At 64.9% G+C, this 22,183-nt stretch carries 21 protein-coding genes; 11 read left to right on the forward strand and 10 right to left on the reverse strand.

What is annotated here, in order from left to right:
• The first annotated feature begins 36 nt into the window (after window positions 1–36).
• From ACG2LG_RS15430 to ACG2LG_RS15450, 5 genes are all read left to right on the forward strand, one after another.
• Window positions 37–1,509: a DUF1501 domain-containing protein gene (locus ACG2LG_RS15430; protein ID WP_396260442.1), complete on the forward strand. Its 1,473-nt coding sequence runs from the start codon at window positions 37–39 to the stop codon at window positions 1,507–1,509.
• A gap of 4 nt (window positions 1,510–1,513) precedes the next feature.
• Window positions 1,514–2,029 (forward strand): hypothetical protein, encoded by a 516-nt coding sequence (locus ACG2LG_RS15435; protein ID WP_396260443.1) that lies wholly within the window; start codon window positions 1,514–1,516, stop codon window positions 2,027–2,029.
• 32 nt (window positions 2,030–2,061) lie between these two features.
• Entirely contained in the window at window positions 2,062–2,283 is a 222-nt protein-coding gene (locus ACG2LG_RS15440) for a hypothetical protein (RefSeq protein WP_396260445.1), read from the forward strand.
• Window positions 2,273–2,683, forward strand: a complete 411-nt coding sequence (locus tag ACG2LG_RS15445) for a PIN domain-containing protein (protein ID WP_396260446.1) — start codon at window positions 2,273–2,275, stop codon at window positions 2,681–2,683. The genes ACG2LG_RS15440 and ACG2LG_RS15445 overlap by 11 nt, the downstream gene beginning before the upstream one ends.
• A 114-nt stretch (window positions 2,684–2,797) precedes the next feature.
• On the forward strand, window positions 2,798–3,364 hold the full coding sequence (locus ACG2LG_RS15450) for a hypothetical protein (RefSeq protein ID WP_396260448.1): 567 nt from the start codon (window positions 2,798–2,800) through the stop codon (window positions 3,362–3,364).
• 226 nt (window positions 3,365–3,590) lie between these two features.
• On the opposite strand, the gene ACG2LG_RS15455 is transcribed toward ACG2LG_RS15450, so the two are convergent.
• Window positions 3,591–4,235, reverse strand: coding sequence for an ankyrin repeat domain-containing protein (locus ACG2LG_RS15455; RefSeq protein WP_396260450.1), 645 nt, complete (start codon window positions 4,233–4,235; stop codon window positions 3,591–3,593).
• A 137-nt stretch (window positions 4,236–4,372) separates the two neighbouring features.
• Between ACG2LG_RS15455 and ACG2LG_RS15460 the strand changes: the two genes are divergently transcribed.
• Window positions 4,373–5,701 (forward strand): Gfo/Idh/MocA family protein, encoded by a 1,329-nt coding sequence (locus ACG2LG_RS15460; RefSeq protein ID WP_396260452.1) that lies wholly within the window; start codon window positions 4,373–4,375, stop codon window positions 5,699–5,701.
• 131 nt (window positions 5,702–5,832) lie between these two features.
• Here the strand turns inward: ACG2LG_RS15460 and ACG2LG_RS15465 are convergent, their stop codons facing one another.
• Window positions 5,833–7,188: a Gfo/Idh/MocA family protein gene (locus ACG2LG_RS15465; protein WP_396260454.1), complete on the reverse strand. Its 1,356-nt coding sequence runs from the start codon at window positions 7,186–7,188 to the stop codon at window positions 5,833–5,835.
• A gap of 109 nt (window positions 7,189–7,297) precedes the next feature.
• Here ACG2LG_RS15465 and ACG2LG_RS15470 point away from each other — a divergent pair, with 109 nt between their 5' ends.
• Complete coding sequence (locus tag ACG2LG_RS15470) at window positions 7,298–8,338, forward strand: lysylphosphatidylglycerol synthase transmembrane domain-containing protein (protein WP_396260456.1); 1,041 nt, start codon at window positions 7,298–7,300, stop codon at window positions 8,336–8,338.
• Window positions 8,339–8,362: 24 nt separating this feature from the next.
• Here the strand turns inward: ACG2LG_RS15470 and ACG2LG_RS15475 are convergent, their stop codons facing one another.
• The 3 genes from ACG2LG_RS15475 to ACG2LG_RS15485 form a co-directional block, all read right to left on the reverse strand.
• The gene (locus ACG2LG_RS15475) at window positions 8,363–9,721 is read right to left on the reverse strand and encodes a Gfo/Idh/MocA family protein (protein ID WP_396260458.1); all 1,359 of its coding nucleotides are present in this window, start codon (window positions 9,719–9,721) and stop codon (window positions 8,363–8,365) included.
• Between the two features lie 142 nt (window positions 9,722–9,863).
• On the reverse strand, window positions 9,864–10,745 hold the full coding sequence (locus tag ACG2LG_RS15480) for an FAD:protein FMN transferase (protein WP_396260460.1): 882 nt from the start codon (window positions 10,743–10,745) through the stop codon (window positions 9,864–9,866).
• Window positions 10,742–12,244 (reverse strand): flippase activity-associated protein Agl23, encoded by a 1,503-nt coding sequence (locus ACG2LG_RS15485; RefSeq protein ID WP_396260462.1) that lies wholly within the window; start codon window positions 12,242–12,244, stop codon window positions 10,742–10,744. Before ACG2LG_RS15485 ends, ACG2LG_RS15480 begins: the two co-directional genes overlap by 4 nt.
• A gap of 55 nt (window positions 12,245–12,299) precedes the next feature.
• On the opposite strand from ACG2LG_RS15485, the gene ACG2LG_RS15490 reads away from it, so the two are divergent.
• On the forward strand, window positions 12,300–13,061 hold the full coding sequence (locus tag ACG2LG_RS15490) for a hypothetical protein (protein ID WP_396260464.1): 762 nt from the start codon (window positions 12,300–12,302) through the stop codon (window positions 13,059–13,061).
• Between the two features lie 164 nt (window positions 13,062–13,225).
• On the opposite strand, the gene ACG2LG_RS15495 is transcribed toward ACG2LG_RS15490, so the two are convergent.
• The 4 genes from ACG2LG_RS15495 to ACG2LG_RS15510 all read right to left on the reverse strand — a co-directional run bounded on the left by ACG2LG_RS15495 (window position 13,226) and on the right by ACG2LG_RS15510 (window position 17,471).
• The gene (locus tag ACG2LG_RS15495; protein WP_396260466.1) at window positions 13,226–13,924 is read right to left on the reverse strand and encodes a discoidin domain-containing protein; all 699 of its coding nucleotides are present in this window, start codon (window positions 13,922–13,924) and stop codon (window positions 13,226–13,228) included.
• Window positions 13,921–15,357 (reverse strand): Gfo/Idh/MocA family protein, encoded by a 1,437-nt coding sequence (locus ACG2LG_RS15500; RefSeq protein WP_396260467.1) that lies wholly within the window; start codon window positions 15,355–15,357, stop codon window positions 13,921–13,923. Before ACG2LG_RS15500 ends, ACG2LG_RS15495 begins: the two co-directional genes overlap by 4 nt.
• 22 nt (window positions 15,358–15,379) lie before the next feature.
• Window positions 15,380–15,910 (reverse strand): hypothetical protein, encoded by a 531-nt coding sequence (locus tag ACG2LG_RS15505; RefSeq protein ID WP_396260469.1) that lies wholly within the window; start codon window positions 15,908–15,910, stop codon window positions 15,380–15,382.
• A gap of 190 nt (window positions 15,911–16,100) precedes the next feature.
• Window positions 16,101–17,471, reverse strand: coding sequence for a Gfo/Idh/MocA family protein (locus ACG2LG_RS15510; protein ID WP_396260471.1), 1,371 nt, complete (start codon window positions 17,469–17,471; stop codon window positions 16,101–16,103).
• A 258-nt stretch (window positions 17,472–17,729) separates the two neighbouring features.
• On the opposite strand from ACG2LG_RS15510, the gene ACG2LG_RS15515 reads away from it, so the two are divergent.
• Window positions 17,730–18,302: a hypothetical protein gene (locus ACG2LG_RS15515; RefSeq protein ID WP_396260472.1), complete on the forward strand. Its 573-nt coding sequence runs from the start codon at window positions 17,730–17,732 to the stop codon at window positions 18,300–18,302.
• A 261-nt stretch (window positions 18,303–18,563) separates the two neighbouring features.
• On the opposite strand, the gene ACG2LG_RS15520 is transcribed toward ACG2LG_RS15515, so the two are convergent.
• Window positions 18,564–18,989, reverse strand: coding sequence for an RNA recognition motif domain-containing protein (locus tag ACG2LG_RS15520; protein WP_396260473.1), 426 nt, complete (start codon window positions 18,987–18,989; stop codon window positions 18,564–18,566).
• A 196-nt stretch (window positions 18,990–19,185) separates the two neighbouring features.
• On the opposite strand from ACG2LG_RS15520, the gene ACG2LG_RS15525 reads away from it, so the two are divergent.
• Window positions 19,186–20,244, forward strand: coding sequence for an acyltransferase family protein (locus ACG2LG_RS15525; RefSeq protein WP_396260474.1), 1,059 nt, complete (start codon window positions 19,186–19,188; stop codon window positions 20,242–20,244).
• Window positions 20,245–20,412: 168 nt separating this feature from the next.
• Window positions 20,413–22,080, forward strand: a complete 1,668-nt coding sequence (gene glgP, locus ACG2LG_RS15530; protein WP_396260476.1) for an alpha-glucan family phosphorylase — start codon at window positions 20,413–20,415, stop codon at window positions 22,078–22,080.
• Window positions 22,081–22,183 lie beyond the last annotated feature (103 nt).

Genomic DNA, 22,183 nt, shown 5'->3' on the forward strand with positions numbered 1-22,183 from the left:
ACATATCACCCATCCACCGCCCTCCACTCTTCCATCATGCGCTCCCGCCGCCAATTTCTCGGAGAAGCCAGCTGTGCCGCGATCGGCTCGACCTCGGTGCTCTCGACACTGCTCAACCTGACCATGGCCAATCACGCGGCCGCTGCCAATGGCGAGGCCGCGGGCACCCGCAAGGCCCTCGTCTGCCTCTATCTGGGCGGCGGTTGCGACACCTTCAACTTCCTCGTTCCGATGGACCAGCCGGGCGGCTACGACGACTACGTCGCGGCCCGCACCAACCTGGCGATCCCGCGCAACCAGCTCATCCCGCTCAACGCGACCGACTCCTTCGGCCGCAGCTACGGCATTCATCCCGCCTGCCCGCGCATCGCGGAAATGTTCAACGGCCTCGGCGGCGACCCCGCCGCAAAACGGCTCAGCCTGCTGACCAACATCGGCACCCTGGTCGAGCCCATCCCCGACAAGCAGGCCTACCTGCAGCGGCTGGTCAGCCTGCCACAGGCCCTCTTTTCCCATCGCGACCAGACCGAGCAGTGGCAGACCTCGGTGCCGCAGGGCATGCAGGTCCTCACCGGCTGGGCCGGGCGCTGTGCCGACGTGATCCACTCGGCGCTGAACACCGACCAGACCGGCGGCTACTACATGCCGATGAATTTCTCGCTGTCCGGGAACTCGACCTTCCAGATCGGCGAGAGCGAGGGGCAGTTCGTCATCACCGACAGCGGCGCGCTCACCTTCACCGGCACCACCTCGAACCAACCGGCCCACCGGGCCAAGCAAGCGGCGATCAGCGCCACCGTCGACAGCCCGATCGAAGAGCACTACCAGAATCTCTTCCAGCGGACCCACGGCCGGATCACCGCCAACAGCATCGCCCGCGGCGAGGAGTTCCAGAACCACTTCGACAACCCGGGCACCATCGACGGCGTCGACGTCAATGCGGTCATCGAAGCCGCCGGATTCCCCGACAACCGCGTCGGCCGCAATCTCGCCGCCGCCGTCCGGACCATCGCCATCCGCGACAAGATCAGCCTGCACCGCCAGACGATCTTCGTCGAATACGGTGGCTGGGACCACCACAACGAACTGCTGCAGACGCAGGCCGCCATGCTCACCATCCTCGACCAGGCGCTTTACGCCTTCCAGCAATGCCTCGAGCAACTCGGCCTGGCGGAGGACGTGATCACCTTCACTGCCTCGGACTTCGGCCGCACCCTGCGATCGAACGGCCAGGGCACCGACCACGCGTGGGCCGCCAACCAGATGGTCCTCGGCGGTCCGGTCGGCGGCGGGCAGGTTCTCGGCCACTTCCCCTCGCTGGCGATCGACGGCCCCGACGACATCGGCCGCGGCGGGCGCATCTTCCCCCGGCTCTCGGTCGACGAGTATTTCTGCGAACTCATGCGCTGGTTCGGCGTGAGCAACGGCGACATGGACACCGTGCTGCCGAACATCGCGAACTTCTACGACCCGACGAGTTCGACCAATCCCATCGGCTTCCTTGCCTGAGGCCATGCCCATGCGCCGCTTCCTTCCGGTCGTCGCCGTGCTGGTGGTCGTCGGAGTCTTTCTCCTGATCCGCCGTGACGGGTCCACCCCGGAACCGCCCGCTCAGCCGCCCGCCAGTGCGCTCCCCGCCCACGACGACGACGTCATGCCTCCGCTCCCCGGCGAGCGCCTGATGGGCAACACCCGCGATCCCTTCGCCGAGCCGATCGAGGACCTCCGCGCCCTCGACCGGGTGATCGTCGGCTACTTCTCCATCATCAAGGACCACGAAGGCTACTCCATCGGCGGCAACGAGGACCTTGCCGCCGCGCTGCGCGGCGAGAATGCCTACAAGCAGCGCTTCCTCCCGGACGACCACTACGCCTTCGGCGCCGACGGCCGCCTCATCGACCGCTGGGAAACCCCGATTTTCGTCCACCCCATTGCCGCCCGAGACATCGAGCTCCGCTCCGCCGGACCGGACCGCGAGATGTTTACCAACGACGACATTGTCCTGAACAAGTCGTCCGTGGACCCTTGACGCACGAGCCATAAAGCAGTAAATATTGCTCCGTGAAGACGACGATCGATCTTCCGGAGGCCCTGCTTGAGAAGAGCAAGGTCGCAGCGGCAAGGCGCCGGACGACCCTCAAGAACCTGGTCATCGAAGGCCTGGAAACCGTGCTGGCGGCGGATGAGGCAATTGCCGACCCTACCGCCGCCCTCGAGCGCCTTCAGCATGGCTATCGATTGGGAGGAAAGCCCCTGACTCGCGAAGAGGCACATGCCCGCTGAACGGTTCATCGACACCAACATCCTGCTCTACGCCTACGATCTCGACGCCGGCGAGAAACGGGAGACGGTCCTCCCCCTGATTCGGGCGGGCTGGGAAATGCCCGGCCTGAATGCGATCAGCGTCCAAGTGCTGCAGGAGTTCTACGTGAACTTCGTGCGCGTCGGTCGTTCCCACCGGGAAGCCTTACAGATCATCCAGGACCTGACGAAATGGCCTGTGGTCGATAATTCCCTTGAGCGTCTCGGCCAGGGTCTGGCGCTCAAGGAACGTCATCAGGTCTCCCTCTGGGATGCCATGATCATCGTCGCCGCCCAAGCCAGCGGAGCCCGCGAACTGATCACCGAAGACCTGAATGCCGGACAGAACTACGACGGTGTCATCGTCGTCAATCCGTTCTAAACTCCGGGCACCTGACGAACCCCGCAACGTTCCCAAGCCACCCGAGAAACCAAATCTCCCCGGACGTTTCACCTCGGATCAACCGCAAGAGCCGATAGCGTTGTTTCCATTGAAATGAAACTCAAACATTCATTGGCTGGCTCTCTGACCGCTATCCTGCTGGTAGGCCTTCTCCAAGGAGCAGAGATCCTCGACACTCGCGTGCCATGGTCCGGCAACCTCAGGGACTACACGATGGCGGAGCTTGTCGCGAGAATGACCGGCTGGGCGGACCTCGATCCGGATGGTGACTTCCGTTTTACGGAGAGGCTTCCCGACGATATCGGCAGCAAGAGGATCGATCTGATCCGGATTGCAGAAGATTCACGCCCCACCTATCGGGAGCTGCTGGTTTCTGCCTTCGATGAGATTCAAAAGACGGTCGAGATACGGCGCGGCAGGTCGGGTATCGAGGTTATTTACCTCTACACCAGGATCTACAACCTGCCTTATGCCACGAAGCAGGAACTTTCACGCAAGGGGAGGCTCAGCCTTCAGGGCATCCAGGCAGAACTCGATGAAAAGGGCTGGCAAATGTCCGAGTTCGCCGATGTGCGTTTCTTCCCGGAGACCTCGTCGATTCTGATTCGCGGCACCAAGGAGGATGTGGAAAGCGCGTGGCGTTTCTTCGGACTCAACTGATCCATCCGGCTGATCCGGTCCGAAGACCAAGCGGCCCGAAGGGTCGCCAGAACGCAGCCCAGGGCCATCGGCCCTGGGACTCACCGGCCCGAAGCCAGGCGGCCTGAAAGGCCGCATCCGGATGCTGAACGGAAATCCCAAGGGCTGCCAGCCCTTGGCTTTGCTCTCATGACCCTTCAGGCCATCAGGGGGTGGATGCAAATGGGCCGGAAGCCTCCCCGCAAGCTCACTCCGACAGCATCTCGATTGCCTCGGCGTTCTCGAACTTCTTGGCGAGGTCGAGGGCGGTGACACCCTGCTTGGACTTGAGCGTGGGGTCGATCTTGGTCTTCAGCAGCAGGGCGATCAGCTCCTTGCTGCCGCCGGTCGCGGCTTCGTGGAGGGGCGTGCCTCCGAGTTTGCTGAGGGTGGTCGGATCGGCTCCGCCTTCTAGCAGGGCCTTCGTCGTCTCGAGCTGGTTCTTGGCCGCCGCGTGGTGCAGCGGCGTCCAGCCGGACTTGTCGAGCACGTCGGGCTTCGCCCCGGCCTTCATCAGCGCGACGATGATCTCCGGGCTGTTGCGGGTGACGGCGTGGTGCAGCGGCGTGCTGCCGGAGTTGTCGGCGCGGTTCGGATTGGCCCCGGCTTCGAGCAAAAGCACGGCAATGTCCTTCTTCTTTCGCAGGATCGCCAAGTCGAGCGGGGCGCGGGCCTTCGGATCCTCGGGGTTCAGGATCGCCGGATCGGCGGCGATGTGGCGCTGGACGTCCTCCACATCGCCCTTGGCGATGGCCACACCGATGTTGGGGGTCGTCGGCTCCTCGGCGGAGGCAATCAGGGAAGACAACAGCGAAACGGCGACGATGACGGTGGAAAGGCGATGAATTCTCATGAGTTCGGGATGTTGGAAACCACTAGCGCGAATCCTCGCCCCGTCCAATCCCCACTTGCCTGAAAATGGGGGGATTTGGCGCGACAAAATCGCTGGATTCCGATGGAATCCGCCGTCCACGACCGTTTTCTGACATCATGACCGATCTCAACCGCTACTCCCGCCGTTCCGTTCTCAAGCTGCTCGGCACTTCGGCCGCCGCCGCTCCCTTCGTCACCACCAACCTGATCGCCGCCCCGCCGTCCGGAAAGGTCCGCCACGGCGCCTTCGCCCTCGCCGGACAGGGTTGGGCCGACCTCCAGCAACTGGCCAACGTCGAGAACGTCGAAATCGCCGCCCTCTGCGACGTCGACCTGAACCGCGCCAAGAAGGCACGCGAGATGTTTCCGAAAGCGAAGTTCTACCAGGACTGGCGGGAATTGCTGGAGAACGAGGACCTCGACACGGCCAACGTCTCGGTCCCCGACCACATGCACGCGGCGATCGCCGTGACCGCGATGAAAAAGGGAATCCACATCTACGGCCAGAAGCCGCTGGCCCACAATCTCCGGGAAACGCGCCGGATGACCGATCTCGCCGCCGAGAAGAAGCTGGTGACCCAGATGGGCATCCAGATCCACTCGACGGCGTACTACCAGATCGCGAGGCAGATGATGCAGGACGAGGCCATCGGCAAGGTGAAGGAGATCCACATCTGGTCCGGCAAGTCCTGGGGGGACATGGGCACCAAGCCGGACCGCACCGACCCGGTGCCGGACTATCTCGACTGGGATGGCTGGCTGGGCGTCGCCGCCGACCGGCCCTACATTGGCGACAACTACTACCACCCCGGTAACTGGCGCAAACGCCTCGACTTCGGCACCGGCACGCTCGGCGACATGGGCTGCCACATTTTCGATCCGCTGTTCATGGGCCTCAAGCTGGCGGCACCGATCGCGGTGCGCTCCGAGGGACCGGCACCGAACGCCGACAACTGGGCGCTGAACGGCAAGGTGATCTACCTCTTCAAGGGCACACCGCACACCGCTGGCGAAACGCTCAAGGCGACCTGGTACGACGGCACGGCCAAACCGCCGGCGGACGTCCTGGCCCTCATCGAGGACGGCAAGGTCCCGGGTCAGGGCTCACTGCTGATCGGCACCGAAGGGGTGATGGTCGTGCCCCACGTTTCGCGCCCGAAGCTCTACCCCGAGAAGAAATTCGCCGACTACGCGCTGCCGCGGGTGAAGGGTGCCCAGCACTGGGGACAGTTCATCGACGCCGCCCGCGGGGTGGGCAAGACCACGGCGGACTTCGCCTACTCCGGCCCGCTGACCGAGGCCATCCTGCTCGGCTGCCTGGCCTCCCGTTTCCCGCAGACCAGCCTGAAGTGGGATGCCGCCGCCCTGAAATTCGACAAGCCCGAGGCCAACGCGTTTGTCGGCCGGGACTACCGCGACGGCTGGAAGATCGAGGGACTGGGATGAGGAACGAACCGAGTGTAAAGGAGGGACTACGTACGCCACTGGCCCGCCTGTTCAGTTTGTAGTTCCTCCTTCAGGAGGTCTTCGTTCCCAACGGGCTCGATGCGAGACAGCGTCGCGCGCTCCTCTCGAACCTACGCCACGAAATCGTAGTCGTAGGGCTTGCGCATCTCCCGGGCGACGTGGGCATTGCCCGCGTCGGCGTGCTCGCCGGTGAAAATCTCCTTGTCGGGATCCCACTGCAGGCTCTTGCCGGTGCGCAGCGAAATGGCTCCGAGGTGACAAACCGTCGCGGAGCGGTGGCCGGTCTCCACGCTGCAGATCGGGTCCTTCCGCGACCGCATGCAGTCGAAGAAGTTCCCCATGTGGTCGTTGCTTTCGTAGAGGCGTTCGGCATCCTCCGGCAGCGGCCTGCCGAGCAGCTCGCGACTGCTGGCGTCGATCTTTTCGCGGCTGACCCAGATCCAGCCGTCGGTGCCCACGAAACGGATGCCGTTGCGCTGGCCGTCCTTGTTGACCGTCTCGCCGAAGGGACCATCGTCGCGGGTTGAGCGGACGTTGAACACGATCCCGTTGGGATAGGTGAACTTCACCTCGTAGTCGGCGATCACGGTGTAGCCTCCGGGGATCGGCTGACTCAGCGCCTTGCTTTCGATCCCGGTCGGAGCCGGTAGGCCGATCGCCCAGTAGCCGATGTCCATGTGATGCGCGCCCCAATCGGTCATCGTGCCGCCGGAATACTCGTACCAGTAGCGGAACCACGTGTGGCAGCGCTCGGGGACGTAGTCGACCGCCTTGGCCTGGCCCTGCCAGAAATCCCAGTCGAGGCTGGCGGGCACCGGGGCCGTCTTGAACGGGCCCTCCCGCCGGCCGGCGGGCAACCAGACGTTGACCTCCTTGAGTTCGCCGATGCGGCCGTTTCGGACCAGTTCGCAGGCCAGCCGGAACCGCTGCGAGCTGCGCTGCTGGGTCCCGGTCTGCAGGACCCGCCGGTGGTCCCGCACCGCCTTCACCACGTGCCGGCCCTCGTCGATCGTGAGCGTGAGAGGCTTCTCGGAGTAGATGTCCTTCCCGGCCCGGGCCGCAGCGATGTTGATCAGGCTGTGCCAGTGGTCGGGCGTGCCGTTGACGATGGCATCGATGTCGTCGCGCTCGAGCAGCTTGCGGAAATCCCGGAAGGTGTCGGGCTTCCCGCCGTCGGTCGAAAAGCGGGCGACCGCGCGATCGATGTGGGCCTGGTCGACATCGGAGACCGCCACGACATCGCCGAAGCGCCGGGCACCCGCAGTGACGCCGCTGCCCTGGCCGCCGCAGCCGATCAGCGCGATCGCCGGACGCTCGTTCGGCGAAGTCACCTTCGGGGAAGGAGTTTCGGCCAGGGCCAGCTGGCGCTCGACGAACCACAGCGGCAGGCCGGTGGCGGCGGCGGTGGCCGTGCAGCGGCGCAGGAACGAACGGCGGGAGATCTGGAATGGCTTGGGTGGTTTCATCGGTGGGTCGAACGGTTCCGGTTCTTCTGGGTCACAGTATCGGCATCCGCCGCCCGGAGAACAAGCTTGCGGAGCGGCGCTGGGCCACGAAGCTCCGCGGCAGCAAATCGTGAGCGAGACGGAGAAACGAAAGTCGCCCTGGCAATGGCTGGGCATCCTGGTGGTGGCGGGTCTGATGGTCCTGCTCCTCCGGCACATCGACTGGCAGGCGGTGAAGGCGGGCTTCGCCGCGGTGGACCTGAGGTTTCTGCCGGTCCTGGTGCTGCTGATCGCCCTGAATTTCCTGATCCGCAGCTGGCGCTGGCGCTATCTGCTGACCGGCGGGGAGACGATGAAGATGCGCTCGCTGGTGGACGCCACGGTGATCGGGTTCACCGGCACCTTCCTGCTTCCCTTCCGCGCCGGGGAGGTGGTCCGCCCGTGGATCCTGACCCGTTGGGAGAAGATCAACTTCGGCGCCTCGGCCGCCAGCATCGTGGTCGAGCGGGTGGTCGATGCACTGACCATCATCGGCTTCCTCGCGGTGGCAATCACCTGGATCGACAACCCGCCCGAGTGGCTCGGCACGGGCGCGAAGCTGCTGGGCGCGGTCGCCGTCGTCGGCGTCGGCTTCATGGTCATGGCCTACTTTTTCAGCCGCTCGTTCTCGAAGTTGGCCCGCAAGATGATCTCCATCTTCCTCTTCCCCAAGTTTCTCGCGCGTGTCCGCGCCGCGCTCTATCAGCTCGTCGATGGGTTCCTCGAGGGGCTGAAGGCCGTCTCCACCGGTCGTCAGCTGGCCATCGTGCTGATCGCCTCGCTGCTGCTGTGGCTGGAAATGGCGCTCTTCTATCAGGCCACGCTGTGGACCATGGGCATCGGTCTCGGACCGGCCGCCGGATTGATGGTCACCGTGCTCGTAGCGCTGGCCGTCGCCGCCCCGGGCCCGCCGGGATTTCTCGGCACCTTCCAGATCGGCTGCCTCGCGGCGCTCGGCCTGTTCGAGGTCAGTCGCGAGGTGGGACTCTCCTACGCCATCGTCGCCCACTTCGTGCAGGCGGCGTGCATCATCCCCGCCGGGCTCTGGCTCCTCCAGGCCCGCGGCCTGAAACTGCGCCAGTCGCTGCCCGTTTCGAAGGCCGCGACGGATGATCGCAAGCAAGAGTCGTGAACCCCACAGGAGCGATCCGTCGGGTCAGCCCGCGACCGCCTTGCCGAACTCCCAGCCCTCGCGGACCGGCTCCCTGAGGTGGGCATCGAGCTCAGGGCGGTTGGTGACCTTCATCGTCGCGGCGTCGTAGTCGAGACGACCGCCGAAACGCTGGACGAGGACACCGAGCAGCAGCATCTCGGTGAGTTCGGAGGCGTAGTCGAAGCTCGAACCGGGTGCCGGGCCGTCACCCTTGATGGCGGCGGTCCACTCGCGGTAGTGGCCACCCTTCACCCGCGGGATCGTCTTCTCCGGGAGATCGCGGCGGAAATCCTGCCACACATCCCCGGGGATCAGCCGCGGGCTGTCCGGCCGGGTGCCACTCATCAGGCTGGCCTTGTCGCCGGACATGATCATGCCGTCGCCACCGAGCTTCTCGATTCCCCACTCTTTCCTGATCTCCGGTCGATTTCCTCCTTCATACCACAGAATGCTCACCGGAGCCTTGTCGCCGCGCGCGGCAAAGTCGTAGCGGATCACCGAGGCGTCGGGACAGACGAGCGAGTCGTTGCCGGTTTTCTTCACCGCCTCGATCCGGCTCGGCATCCCGAGACCGAGCGCCCAGAACGGACCGTCGAGCGTGTGGCAGGTCCAGTCTCCGAGCAGCCCGCCACCAAAGTCGTAGTAGCTGCGCCAGCGCTTGGGCACGTAGATCTCGTTATAGGGGATGTCCTTCGCCACCGGGCCCAGCCACAGGTCCCAATCGAGCCCGTCGCGCACCGGCTGGGCCGCCGGCGGATGGTTCGCCGCCTTGGCAAAGTAGCGGCTGCCGAAGTTCGGTCCGCTGAGCCAGGCGTGCACCTCGCGGACCTGCCCCAACGCCCCCGCCTCATACCACTCCTTCATGTAGCGAATGCCCTCGGTCGCATGGCCCTGGTTGCCCATCTGGCTCACCACCTTGTAGTGGGCTGCCCCTTTCTTGAGCATGCGTGCCTGCCAGACGTTGTGGGTGAGCGGCTTCTCGCAAAAGACGTGCTTGCCGCATTCCATCGCCGCCATCGTCGCGGCGAAATGGGTGTGGTCGGGCGTGCTGATCACCACCCCGTCGATCTCCCCGCCCATCTTGTCGAGCATCTCGCGGAAATCCTTGAAGCGCTTCGCCTTGGGCCACTTGCCGAAGGAAGCGGCAGCCTCGCGGTCGTCGACATCGCAAAGGGCGACCACGTTCTCCTGCGAGAGTCCCTGCAGGTTCTTCTCGCCGCGACCGCCAACCCCGATGAAGGCGAGATTGAGGCGGCTGTTCGCGGACGGGCCGGACTGGCCGATGCTGAAGCGCGGAAGCACGAAGGCCCCGGCGGCAAGCGCGGTGGTGGAGCCGATGAAGCGGCGGCGGGTGGATGTCATGGCACCGGATACGGTGGCCGTTGACCCCAGCTAGCGAAAAACTCGAAGTAGGTGGTGAGTCTGAAGGTCCGAATGTCGCAAGGTCGAAGGTCCGAACTGCCAGCACCCAAGGCCTGTCGAATGCCGTCGTCCCAATGGACTTTCAGACCTTTCGACTTTCAGACTTTTGACCATCACCGCCCCACTGCCGGACCCCCTCGGCATCCTCGACATAGAGGCAGGCCGGTTGGTCGTCGCCGAGTTCCTTGATCTGGTCATCGGTCATCAGCATGACCGCGGTCGACCACGCATCCGCCTCCGCCGCCGTGGGCGCGGTCAGCCACACGCGCTTGTAGGACAAGCCCTCCCCGGGCTCCCTCGCGGCATCGGGGTGGACGATGTGATTGCCCTGGATGCCGACGCCCGAGGCGCTGAGTGCCTCGCGGTAGAGATCGATCCGCACCGAATCGTGATCGCCGGTCAGGTCGAGCGGCCACGCCAGCCGGCCATGGGCCAGCTGGGTGCTGGCCCCGGCGGACAGCAAAGCCGAATCGATCTCCCAGTCGATGAGGATCTGCCGCAGGCGGTCGAGGGCAAATCCCTTGCCGATCCCGCCTAGGTCGATCTCGCGACCGGGTGCCTCGCACACGATCAGCGGTTGATCCGGGGCGACCGTTAGATTGCCGAAAATCTCGGGAGCCTCGCCGCCCCTGCCCTTCTTCAGGTGCTCGATGCGCGCTCCCAGCGTCACGTCGAAAAGGCCGCCGGTCTCCTGATGCAACTGGAGGGCCTGGAGCAGGCAGGCGTGGCACTCCTCCGAAATGAAGAGACTGTCGCCCGCCCGCATGTGATTAATCTGCGACACGTCGCTGCCCTCGACGAAGCGGCTGAGCAGCGACTCGAGGCGGTCGAGTTCCTCGAAGCACACCTTCGCCACATTGCGCTGGCGCTCCGCGCTCCCCTCCGGCATCCGGAGGTTGAAAGTGGTCTTCATCGCCTCGTGGGCGAACTTGACGGTCTTCGGCATGGCAACTTCTTCATTCATTCCGGGGGTGCGTCAAGCGAGGCATCCCAGAAGTCGCCGCGCACCCAGACGGTCATCGGCGTGTCGGCGCGCAGGCCCTTGGGAACGGGCACATGGCTTCCGGCGAGCATGACCGTTAGATCATCAATCGCGATCACCACCGGCAGGCGTGAAATATTGTCCGGAGCCTCCGGCCAGTAGCCCACCTTCCCGTAGCCGCGGAGATACCAGGGCAGCGGCCAGTAGTCGCTGCCAACCACGCCTAGAGGCTCGATGGAGCGCTCGGGCAGCGCTTCATCCAGGGCATCCAGCCACGGCACCAGCGACTCGATGTCGTCGCTGGTCGGAACGTAGGCATACGGGTTCCGCTCGTCGGAGGCGAGGCGCCCGGTCGCCTGCCGGCTCTGCAGGAACTGGCTCGCGAATCCCGCCGAGATTACCAGGCCCACCACGCCGGCAAGCACCTTGTTCCCCCGCGGCACCGCCGTCGCGACGAAGCCCGCCAGCAGGCAGACATGCGCCCAGGGCAGGACCATCAGCCAGGGCGTCTTGTAGGCGATGGCGCTGTAGATCGCCAGGTGGAAGACCGCCGACAAGGCGAGGAACCGGACCGCGAGGCGGGTCGCGGGCTCCATCGATCTCGACACGAAGCTCAGAACCAGAGCCGCCGCGGCGAAAAGGGCCACCGGCGTTTCAAACCACCAGCTCCCGCCCAATTTGCGGGGCCACAGGAGCAGATCGACGAAATAAGCGGCCGGCTTGTCGTGTCCCTCGACGAGATCGTAGATGAAGTACGACTTCACTGCGTCCACCGCCCCCTGCCAGCGGGTGAAGCCGTTGGTGTAGAAGGCCAGCGAGGTCAGCACGGCGAGCCCCGCGGCAAGCAGAGCCGTGCGCCAGTAGCGGCGGACCAATTCGGCGGGCATCACCTTGTCCGGGCCCCGCGGGCTGAGCAGGTAAAGCAAACCACCCGCCGCCCCCCACGAGGCGATGCTGAAGGCGAAACTCGCCTTGGTCGCGAACATCAAGCCGACCCAGATCCCGGCGAGCCACCAGCGCTTCGTGCAGGCGATCTGGAACAGGGCCAGCACCCCGAAGAGCCCGAGCAGCATCTCGTGGATGAACATCCGGCTGTAATAGACAAGCAGCGGCGAGGTCGCGAGTGCCAGCGCGGCGATCAGCATGGGCGCATCACCGAAGCGCCGCCGCCCGAGCAGCGGCACCAGCACGAGCAGGCAACCCGCGAGCGCCGGGACCGCCCGCAGCGGGGCCTTCTCAAATTCCGCCCAGCTCTTCATCCCGGTGATCCGCGCCACCACCATCGCCGCACCGCTCAGGGTCGGCCCGTGATAGTGCTTGGGATCGAAGACGTAATTGCCCGACTCGACCCGGTGCGCGGTGATCCGGGCGCCCGTCGCTTCGTCGGCGTGGAAGGGGCGTGCCGCGAGGTCGTTCCAGCGCAGGAACACGGCGACAAACGCCACCGCGACCCAACAGGCAATCAGGACCGAGCGTTTCATCATGGAAAATTCCGTAGGGTTGAAAGCCTCGAGAAGTGCTTCACGTTCGGGAACCATGCGGGACGGAGACACCGAGGCAATCACGATTCTCGTAACACCCGTGTGGAAGGATTCGAAGCGGCTCGCTCTTTTCGGCCGGGAACTGGCGGCGGAACTCGCGATCCGCGACGCGAACATCCGCTGGATCATCGCCGATGACGGGTCGGGAGAAGAGGAGGTCGGGCGCCTGAAGCTCCTGTGTGCCGAACTCGCGGCGATCTACCCGCACGTCCGCGTCCACGCCGCGCTGGCTCACCACGGCAAGGGATCGGTGGTGCGGGAGGCCTGGGCGCTTGAACCCGAGGCCGAATGGCTTTCCTTCGTCGACGCCGACGGCAGCGTCAGCGCGCCGGACATGCTCGACCTGATCTCCACCGCCCGGGAGAGCGGGCAATCGGTGATGGCGATCCGCAAGAACACCGCGACCACCAGGGTCGAGGAGGGAATTTTCCGCTGGATCCGGCACCATGGGTTCCTGCTCGCCTGCCGGCTGATTCTCCGGATCCGCTCCGAGGACACGCAATGCGGCGCCAAGGTCCTCAAGGGTGAGGCCTACCGGCGGATCGCCGGCAACCTGAGCGAACCCGGCCTCGCCTTTGACGCCGAACTGCTCGCCGAAATGACGGCGGCGGACATCCCCTGGATGGAGGTGCCGGTCAACTGGGTGCGCAAGGGTGGCAGCCGCATCCACCCCTGGCACGATGCCTGGGACATGCTGCTCACGTTGTTTCGCATCCGCGCGAGGCTGGGAAAGGCGACGGTCGCCGGCGCCAAGTAGTCTCTGCAGCTCGAACCGTGCAACCCCCTGAAGGGGGAACTACGAACATCACCGGCGGGCCTGGTCTGTTTGTCGTTCCTCCTTTAGGAGGTCCAACGCCACGGGTAAGAAAAAGGCCGGACCCTGCGACGGGATCCGGCCTTTGGTTTGATCTGGTTGAACGCCTACTCGGCGGCCGCGGATTTGCCGTAAACCTCCACTTCAATGTAGTGGTTCATGTCGTTGGACGTGTTGCCGTTGCTGTAGAGGCGCACGTACTGGCCCGTCGTCGCATTGCCGTTGATGACCTTGCCGAAGCGGGTTTCGACGTAGGGGCGGTCGGATCCCTTGCCCATGCCGGCCGAGTCGTCGTAGTCGTTGTTGAAGACCGTGGTCACCCCTTCCTTGAACTCCGGATCATTGGAGATCTGGACGATCACGTCGTGGTAGGCGCGCTTCTGCGAGTGGAAGTGCCACAGCCAGATGGCGTTGATCTCGGCGGGAGCGCCAAGGTCGATCTGCACCCACTGCAGGCCGTCGAGAAGCTCGACGTAATAGCCTTCGCCGGCTTCCTTGTCGCCGTCGGTGATGAGGGCCACGTCGCCGATGATCGGATAGTCATCCGAGCTGGTGACTGTTTTGCCCGCGGAGAGCAGTTCGGTGCCTTCGGGCACCTTGAACTCAGGGGCCGACTTGGGCTCGTCCTCCAGGTTAGGGACCTTCATGGGCTTGGGCGTGCCTTCGATCAGTTCCGGAGGGAACTCGATGTCGAGCGCGACGCCATTGGCGACGCCACCGGAGCCGCCGGACGAGGAGCCTCCCTCGTCGCAACTGGCCAGGCCGAGCGTGAGGGCGGAGAGGATGAGGATGTCGGTTGTTTTCATACGGAGAGTTGTTCCTTGGTGAATTCGATGCGCTCTTTTTGCAAGGCCGAAGGATTGACGTAGAAGATCGGCGCTTCGCTCTCGAACGCGTGGCGGGCGTCGCAGTTGAGCTTGGCTTCGCCGCGCAGGGCCGCGAAGAAGTTCTCGAGGTGCGGCTGGTGGGCGGGCTTGGGAACCAGTTGACCCTTGTTGTCGCGGATGTAGGGCAGACCTCCGGGGAGATCGTATTCCTCGGGGGCGGCCGACTCGTAGACCTCGACCGCACCGGCGGACGCCGCCTGCGGCCTGGGTGCGGCCGGCTTCATCCGCAGGTATCCCCGGCGGACCAGATCGTCCCACTTCTTCTCCATCGCCTCGAGCTCTTTCTCATCCGAAGGCGTCTCGCGGTAGATGGCCGATGTTGCGGCGATTTCAGCGGTCCTGATGTTCGCTTCGGTGCCCATGAAGCTCTCCCAGAAGCCACCGCCGGCGCTGGTCGTGGTGAGCACCTGATAGAAGGCCCGGACCTCGCCCTGGGGCGTGTCGTAGTCGAAGCAGGCCATCACGTTGTCGAAGTGCTCGCGCTCCTTGAAATAAGAATGGCCGCCGGTGGCATAGACCGCCTTGGGCTGGGTCCCGAGGAACCAGTTGAAGATGTCGATCTGGTGCGCCCCGAGGTCGGAGATCGGCCCCCCCGACAAGTCCCGGTAGAAGCGCCAGTTGAGGAACTGGTCCATGTTCTCGAACCCGTACTTCTGGAGCTTGTCCTGAGGCACGATGATCTTCGGCGAGATATCCTCGCCCCCGATCGGCTGCGAGGCGCTGAGCGACCGGTTCCACTGCGCGTTGGCATTGACGATCTGTCCGCACAGGTTGTGCTTCTTGATCAGTTGCTCGTAGGTGAAGAGGTAGCGGGGATTGCTCCGGCGCTGGTGACCGATCTGGCAGAGCTTGTCGTTGCGCTCGGCGGCACGAACCATGTCGCGGGCCCCTTCGATCGTGTTGGACATCATCTTCTCGCAGTAAACCGCGAGTCCGGCGTCGAGGCACTTCACCGTGTGCGGCGAGTGCCAGAAGTCCGGCGTCGCGATGATGGCCGCATCGAGACCCTTCTCGGTGGCGAGCATCTCGTCGATGTCGGTGTAGCGGTTGGGGCGTTGGTTCGGAACCGAGCGGTTCCGTTGGATGGAGTAGGCGGCACCGACCCCCCGCTGGAGGTTGTAGTCGGAAATGTCGCAGACGGCCTGGAAGTAGAGGCCCGGGATGTTCTTCAGGCAGTTGAAGAGGACCTCGCCCTGCTTGCCGTATCCCACGATCGCCACGTGGATCAGATCTCCCTCGGCCTGGGTGGCCGCCTTGAGGATGCCGGGAGCCGCGAGAGCCAGGCCAGCCCCCGTCGCGGTGGTGCTTCCAATGAAGCGCCGGCGAGTGATTGGAGAAGGTTGCATGCTCATGTCGGAATTACTGTTGCAGGGGTCACCATTTTTTCAACAGGCAGAGCTTGTTGTAGGGGGCGAGGTAGAGAGCCCATACGATCAGGATCATGTGGGCCGCGAGCCACGCAACCCCGGAATTGCCCTGCTGGCCGCCGATCAGGATGAGGCCCCAGGTGAGGCTCACATACAGCACACCGAGCAGGAACAGCGAGGTGCGGCTGGCGACGCCGAGCAGGATGGTCAGGCCGAGCACCAGCAGCGCAGGACCCAGGACCTTGTCGTAGATCGGCAGGAAAAAGCCGGGAATCAGCGGCTCCTTGGAGAACGTCTCGGCCATCGAGGGCGGCACCCCGTGGTAGTTGGAGAGGGCGTAGAACTTGTCGACGGTCTCGACCTCCATGCCGTAGGAGTTGGGAGCCCCGTCGATCATGACGTCGGCGGAGGCTTTCTCGGTTCCGGCGAATTTCTCAATGCCGGTCTGGAGCGCACGAACGGCGAGCCAGAGGCGGCAAAGCCATGCGGCGAAAGTGAGGGCGAGGGTATCGGGCTTGGATTCAGTTTCGGTATTCATCGACTTGGAGTTCGGGAAGAGAACGGAAGGACGAGGACTCGGACCTCTGATAAATTGCGTTTTACTGGGAGAAACTTGCTGTGGGGAACCTTTACGTGCGGCGGAGGCGAAATCTTCAGCCCGCGCGGCAGGGCGCATCCTAACGCGCGAACCGCGCCGGAGCTTTCAGCCGAATGGGGCGGGGGCAGTTTTACAGCTTTTCGCCGTATGACCAGCCTTCGCGCACGGGTTCCTTGATGAAGGCATTGAGCTCCGGATGGTTGGAAATCCGCGCGTTTTCCGCGTCCCACTCGATGCGGGTGTTGAAGCGCTGGGCCAGCACACCGAGCAGGATGATTTCGGTCAGTTTCGCCGAATAATCGAAGTTCGAACCCGGCTCGGGGCCCTCGCCCTTGATGGCCCGCAGCCACTCGCGGAAGGGACCGCCCGCCACGCGGGGAATCGTCTCCTCCGGCGGATTCGTCTGCCATTCCTTGCGCAGTTCGTTGGGCAGGATGAGCGGGGCACCGGCGTGGGTGCCGCAGCCGAGAAGCCCCTTGCTGCCGACCATCCAGCAGGCGCGCCCGAGGTGGGCGGCGTGCTCGGCGCCGAACTTGTCGATGCGCCCGACCTTCGTCCAATCCTGCGGACCGTCGAACCAGGTCAGCGTGACCGGTCCGCGGTCGCCCTTGGCCGGGAAATGGAAGCGGACGCGGCTGCCGGCGGGGATGACGCCCTCCAGCGAGTCCTTGCGGTCGAGGCACTCGACGGCGGTCGGCGGGTCGAGATCCAGAGCCCACACCGGCGTGTCGAGGGTGTGGCAACCCCAGTCGCCCAGCATTCCGAGGCCGAAATCGTAGAACGAGCGCCACTTTTTCGGCAGGTAGTCGCGGTAAAACGGACGCTTTTCCGCCGGCCCGAGCCAAAGGTCCCAGGCCAGGGTGGGCGGCACCGGCGACTCCGGCGGCGGCATGGTCGCGGGATTGGCGAAGTGGTCGTTGCCCATCTGCGGGCCATCGTTGCGGCAGAACACCTCGCCGACGTCGCCGATCACCCCGGACCGGACCGCCTCGACCGACTGGCGGATGCCGTCGCCGGCGTGGCCCTGGTTGCCCATCTGGGTCATGACCTCGTAGCGGTGCTTGGCCTTCACCAGCTGGCGCGACTGCCAGATGTTGTGGGCCAGCGGCTTCTGGGTGTAGACGTGGATCCCCCGCTCCATGCAGGCCAGCGTGGCGGGGAAATGGGTGTGATCGGGCGTGGAGATCACCACCGCGTCGATCTCCTTGTGCATCTTGTCGAGCATCACCCGGAAGTCCTCGAAGAAGGGCTGGGTGGTCCGCCAGTTCTTCATGTTCTCGGCGCTGACCTCGCGGTCGACGTCGCAGAAGGCCACCAGGTTCTCATCGCTGCAGCCCTGGTTGTATGGCTGGCGGGCAATCCAGCCCCCCGAGCCGATGAAGGCGACGTTCAGCTTGCTGTTGGCGGAGGGGCCGGGCTTGCCGATCGAAAACAGCGGCAGGGATCCGCCGGCTGCAGCCGCGGCTCCGGTCGTGGTGGCGAGAAAGGATCGGCGTTTCATGGGAATCGGGTGGCAGACTAACGGCCGCCATTGGGCGGGACAATCCGCAATACCCCGCCCAGGCCCGCCTCCTTTCGTCATCGCACGTTCGGGGGATCCAGCCGCCCACGAGGCCGTCGATCCACCGCAGGACGCCACAACCGGGCCCGCCCGCCGGGTCGATCATTTCGGGTCAACCTTCTTACGTATCTCAATTCACGACTTTTTTTACATGTTTTTATTTGCGCCATTCATTTTTCGGCTTATCCGTTCGGCGTTATGAAGAACAACAACCTCATCCTATCCGCCCTCACCGCCACCGTCGTCCTGGTTGCCCCCGTGCATCTCAAGGCCGAGGTGCTCGCTCCGAACGTCGGCACGCTGCCCGATGGTCCGGCCATCACCGCCGCTGACGTCCAGGCCGCCCAGGCCATGTGGGGTGATGCCGTGGTCGCGATCGGCAAGGCCGGCGACGACGCCCCGAAGGTTGCGAAGGAAGCCGCCGAGGCTGCCTATGCCTTCGAGCTGGGTCCGATCCAGTTCAAGCCGACCCTCGCGGCCGAGACGCCCTTCCGTCCCGACCTTGAAGGAGCCCTCAGCTACTTCGTCGGCGGCAACGACAAGTATGCCGAAGACAAGGGCTTCGCGCTCAAGCCCTGGTCGAAGGTCCGCTTCGAGAACCACACCGTGAAGATGCACGGCAACATCGCGATCACGATGGGCCACTACTTCTTCACCGGCCCCGACGACACCGAGACCAAGGTGGAGTACACCAAGGGCTACGTGAAGACCGAGGACGGCAAGGTCCTGATCTTCCTGCAGGACTCCTCGCTGCCCTACGGCGCCAACTGATTCCGATCGCGCATCGCCCGGCCCCGCGTCCGCTTCCGGACGCGGGGCTTTTCGCGTCAGGATCTCCCGCCCGTCCATTCCGGCGCTGCGCGAGCCCCCGGCTCGGGGCAAGGCCCGGTTCATGTGGCTCGCGCCGCTGTTCCACCACGCTCCGCGACCGTTGTAGGCGGTTTCCTTCAGCCCACCAAAGAAAACGCCCAAAGAAAACGCCCGGCCGGCGGGAGCCGGTCGGGCGTTGGAAAAATTGGGGATTGCAGGGGCTTACCAGCCGGTGTCGCGCTTGCCGCCACCGCGGCGATCACGTCCGCCGCGGCCACCGCCGCCGCCACCACGCCGGTCTCCACCGCCGCCGTAGCCGCCACCACCACCGCCGCCGTAGCCGCCACCACCACCGCCGCCGCCGTAGCCACCGCCACCACCACCACCGCCGCCGCCGGAACGGGGCTCGCGAGGTTCGGCAGGATTGACCCGCAGGTTGCGACCTCCGAAGTCCTGGCCGTCAACAGCCTCGGCCGCTTCCTTCACCTTCGAGGTGTCGGCCAGCGTCACGAAGCCGAAGCCGCGCGGGCGTCCGGTTTCACGGTCGGTGATCAGTTTCACTTTCTCCACCGCTCCGAAGGCGGCGAAGAGCTCTGCCACTTCTTCTTCGGTGGCGCTGTAGGGCAGGTTGCCCACGTAGATGTCCATTGGTTTGGATAGGTCAGTCGAATGCACCATGTGGAAAAACGTCCGAAAGGCATGGTGCCACCTCGCTGGAACGGACCGAGGTTCTCCCCGGCTGCTAGTCGGCTACACGCCCTCCGCCCCCACGACAAGCACCGAAATTCGGCCGGGCGGGCTGATTTCTTGCCAGAAGGGTCCCCGCGGCCCTCATTAGCGGCCCTTGAGCAGCCCCCGAAACGCCCCACTGGACGGCTGGCGAGCGATCGCCGTGCTGGGCGTGATGTGGCTGCACTGGGCGGTTCCCCACTGGCGCGGTCCGATTCCCTTCGAGATCGGGCTCTACTTCTTCCTCACCCTCACCGGTTTCCTGATCACCCGCATCCTGCTACGCGAAAGGGAAAAGGGTGAACTTTCCGGCTCCCCCTGGCGGATCGAGGCCCTCAAGCGCTTCCAGTGGCGGCGGGCGCTGCGGATCCTCATTCCCTGCTACACGGCGATGCTCTTCGGCCTGCTCGTCGGCGCCGAAGACCTGCGCGGGCATCCGCTGGTCTACTTCGCCCAGGTCTCGAACTTCCACCTCGCCACCCTCCCGGAATGGCCGTCGGGCACGGCCCACTACTGGACGCTGGCCATCCAGCAGCAGTTCTACCTGTTCTGGCCGCTGCTGGTCTTCCTGCTGCCGAGGCGCCTGCTGCTTCCCGTTTTCCTCGCCGCCATCGCCACCGCACCGCTGTCCCGGCTGGTCCTGCTCCACCACTTTCCCGAAATCCCGAATCCCGGCGCCATCACCACCTCCGCCCTCGATTTCCTCGGCGGCGGCTCGCTGCTCGCGCTGGCGATGCACCGAGGACTCGATCCCGCCGACAAGCGCCTGCGCCTTCCCGTCTGGATCGCGCTCGCCGCCTACATCGTCCTCTACGCCTTCGACAACCGGGGCCACCCGATCCCCGGCCTGCGGCATTTCCAGCAGACCTTCCTGACCTTCGCCATGCTCGGCCTGATCGCCGCGTCGCTCGCCGGCCTGCCCGATGCCTTGGCCCGGGTGCTCTCATCGAAGCCGCTCCAGCACCTCGCCAAAATCAGCTACTCGCTCTACCTCCTTCACAATCTCGTCCCCCTCGCCCTCGGCTGGGTCCTGCCGCAGCTTTGGGAAATCAACGGCCCGCCCGGCACCGCCATCCGCCTGCTTGCCTTCACGCTGGGGTCATGGGGGCTGGCCTGGGCGTCGTGGCGCTGGATCGAGCAGCCGGTCGACCGGCTCCGCTCATCCCGCCGCTGAATCCATCCCTCCCCCGGCCGCCAGGCGCAGAATTTGCACAGGCTGGCACTCCACGTGCCGCAATCTCACGCAAAAACGCGCTTCGCGATTCACAAACCCGACTTTTCCTCCAACGTTCTCGCCCGTCCGGACATTTCCCGGCACCCACTTTCACGACCCCACCCCACCATGGCTGAATCCTTCCTTCCCGACCCCTACACGCACCCCTACGAAATCGATCCGAAATACGCGAAGAGCGCGGTCTATTTCTGCTGCGAGTTCGGCATCGACCAGTCCTTCAAGATCTACTCCGGCGGCCTCGGCTTCCTCGCCGGCTCGCACATGCGGTCCGCCGCGGCGCTGCAGCAGAACCTGCTCGGCATCGGCATCTACTGGACCTGCGGCTACTACAACCAAACCCGCGGCGAGGGCCGCGAAATGGCGGTGCAGTTCCGGCGCAAGGAATACGCCTTCCTGCAGGACACCGGCATCCGCTTCCAGATCCCGATCTACGGCAAGCAGGTCTGGGTCGGCGCCCACTTCCTGCCCTCGGAGGTCTTCGGCACCGTCCCGATGTTCTTCCTCACCACCGATGTCGAGGAGAACAACCACGACGACCGCCAGATCACCCAGCGCCTCTACGACAACGACCCGGGCCGCCGGATCGCCCAGTACATGGTGCTCGGCATCGGCGGTGTCCGCCTGCTCGAGGAATTGAAGGTCGACCCCGAGGTCTACCACCTCAACGAGGCCCACGCGCTTTCCGCCGCCTTCCGCGTGATGGAAAGCCACGGCACCGATCCCGAGGAAGTCCGCAAGCGTTTCGTCTTCACCACCCACACCCCGGAGGAGGCCGGCAACGAGAAGCACGACTTCGGGCTGCTCAAGAAGGCCGGTTTCTTCGGCGACCTCGACGAGGCTCTCGTTCGCGAAGCCGCCGGTGTCGGCGACGACAACGTCTTCAATCACTCGCTGGCCGCACTTCGGCTCAGCCACAAGGCCAATGGCGTCTCGAAACTCCACGGCGAGGTCTCGCGCAAGATGTGGGACCACCACGAGGGCATCTGCCCGATCGGCCACATCACCAACGCCCAGAACGCCCGCTACTGGAAGGACCGCGGACTTGAGCGGGCCCGCGCGACGGGCGACGTCGGGTTCCTCACCGACCGCAAGCGCGAGCTCAAGGAGCAGCTCTTCCGCATGGTGGCCGACCAGACCGGAAAGCTCTTCGACCCCAAGGTGCTGACGGTCGTCTGGGCCCGCCGTTTCGCCGGCTACAAGCGGGCCGAACTGATCACCCGCGACATGAAGGCCTTCCGCAAGCTGCTCGCCTCGGAAGATCATCCCATCCAGATCATCTGGGCCGGCAAGCCCTACCCCTTCGACTACGGCGCGATCGACACCTTCAACCACCTCGTCCGCCTCACCAGCGACTTCCCGAATGCCTCGGTGCTCGTCGGCTACGAGCTCGAGCTGTCGCGGATGGTGAAATACGGTGCCGACATCTGGCTCAACAATCCGGTCGTCACCCGCGAGGCCTCCGGCACCTCCGGCATGACCGCCGCGATGAATGCCGCGATCAATCTCTCGACCTTCGACGGCTGGGTCTGCGAGTTCGCCAAGGACGGCCACAATTCCTTCATCGTCCCGCCGGCCGACCCCGGGCTTTCGGATCACGATCGCGACGAGCACGACCGCATCGGCATCCTCGACATCCTCCAGAACAAGGCGTTGCCGATGTACTACGAGCGTCCCGCCGAGTGGAGCCAGCTCGTGCTCAACAGCATGGGCGAGGTCGTCCCCTTCTTCGACTCCGACCGCATGGCCGACGAGTACTACGAACAGGTCTACAGCTGACGGAGGAGGAAAGATAGGGGTAGGGACGGCGCATTGGCTTGCGCCGCCCCTCCCTTCGAACCGGACGTGCGGATCTCCCGCATCCGGCTGTCCAGTCAGCGGT

Origin of the sequence: Haloferula sp. A504, assembly GCF_044385805.1 — a bacterium.
Taxonomy (GTDB): Bacteria; Verrucomicrobiota; Verrucomicrobiia; order Verrucomicrobiales; family Akkermansiaceae; genus Haloferula.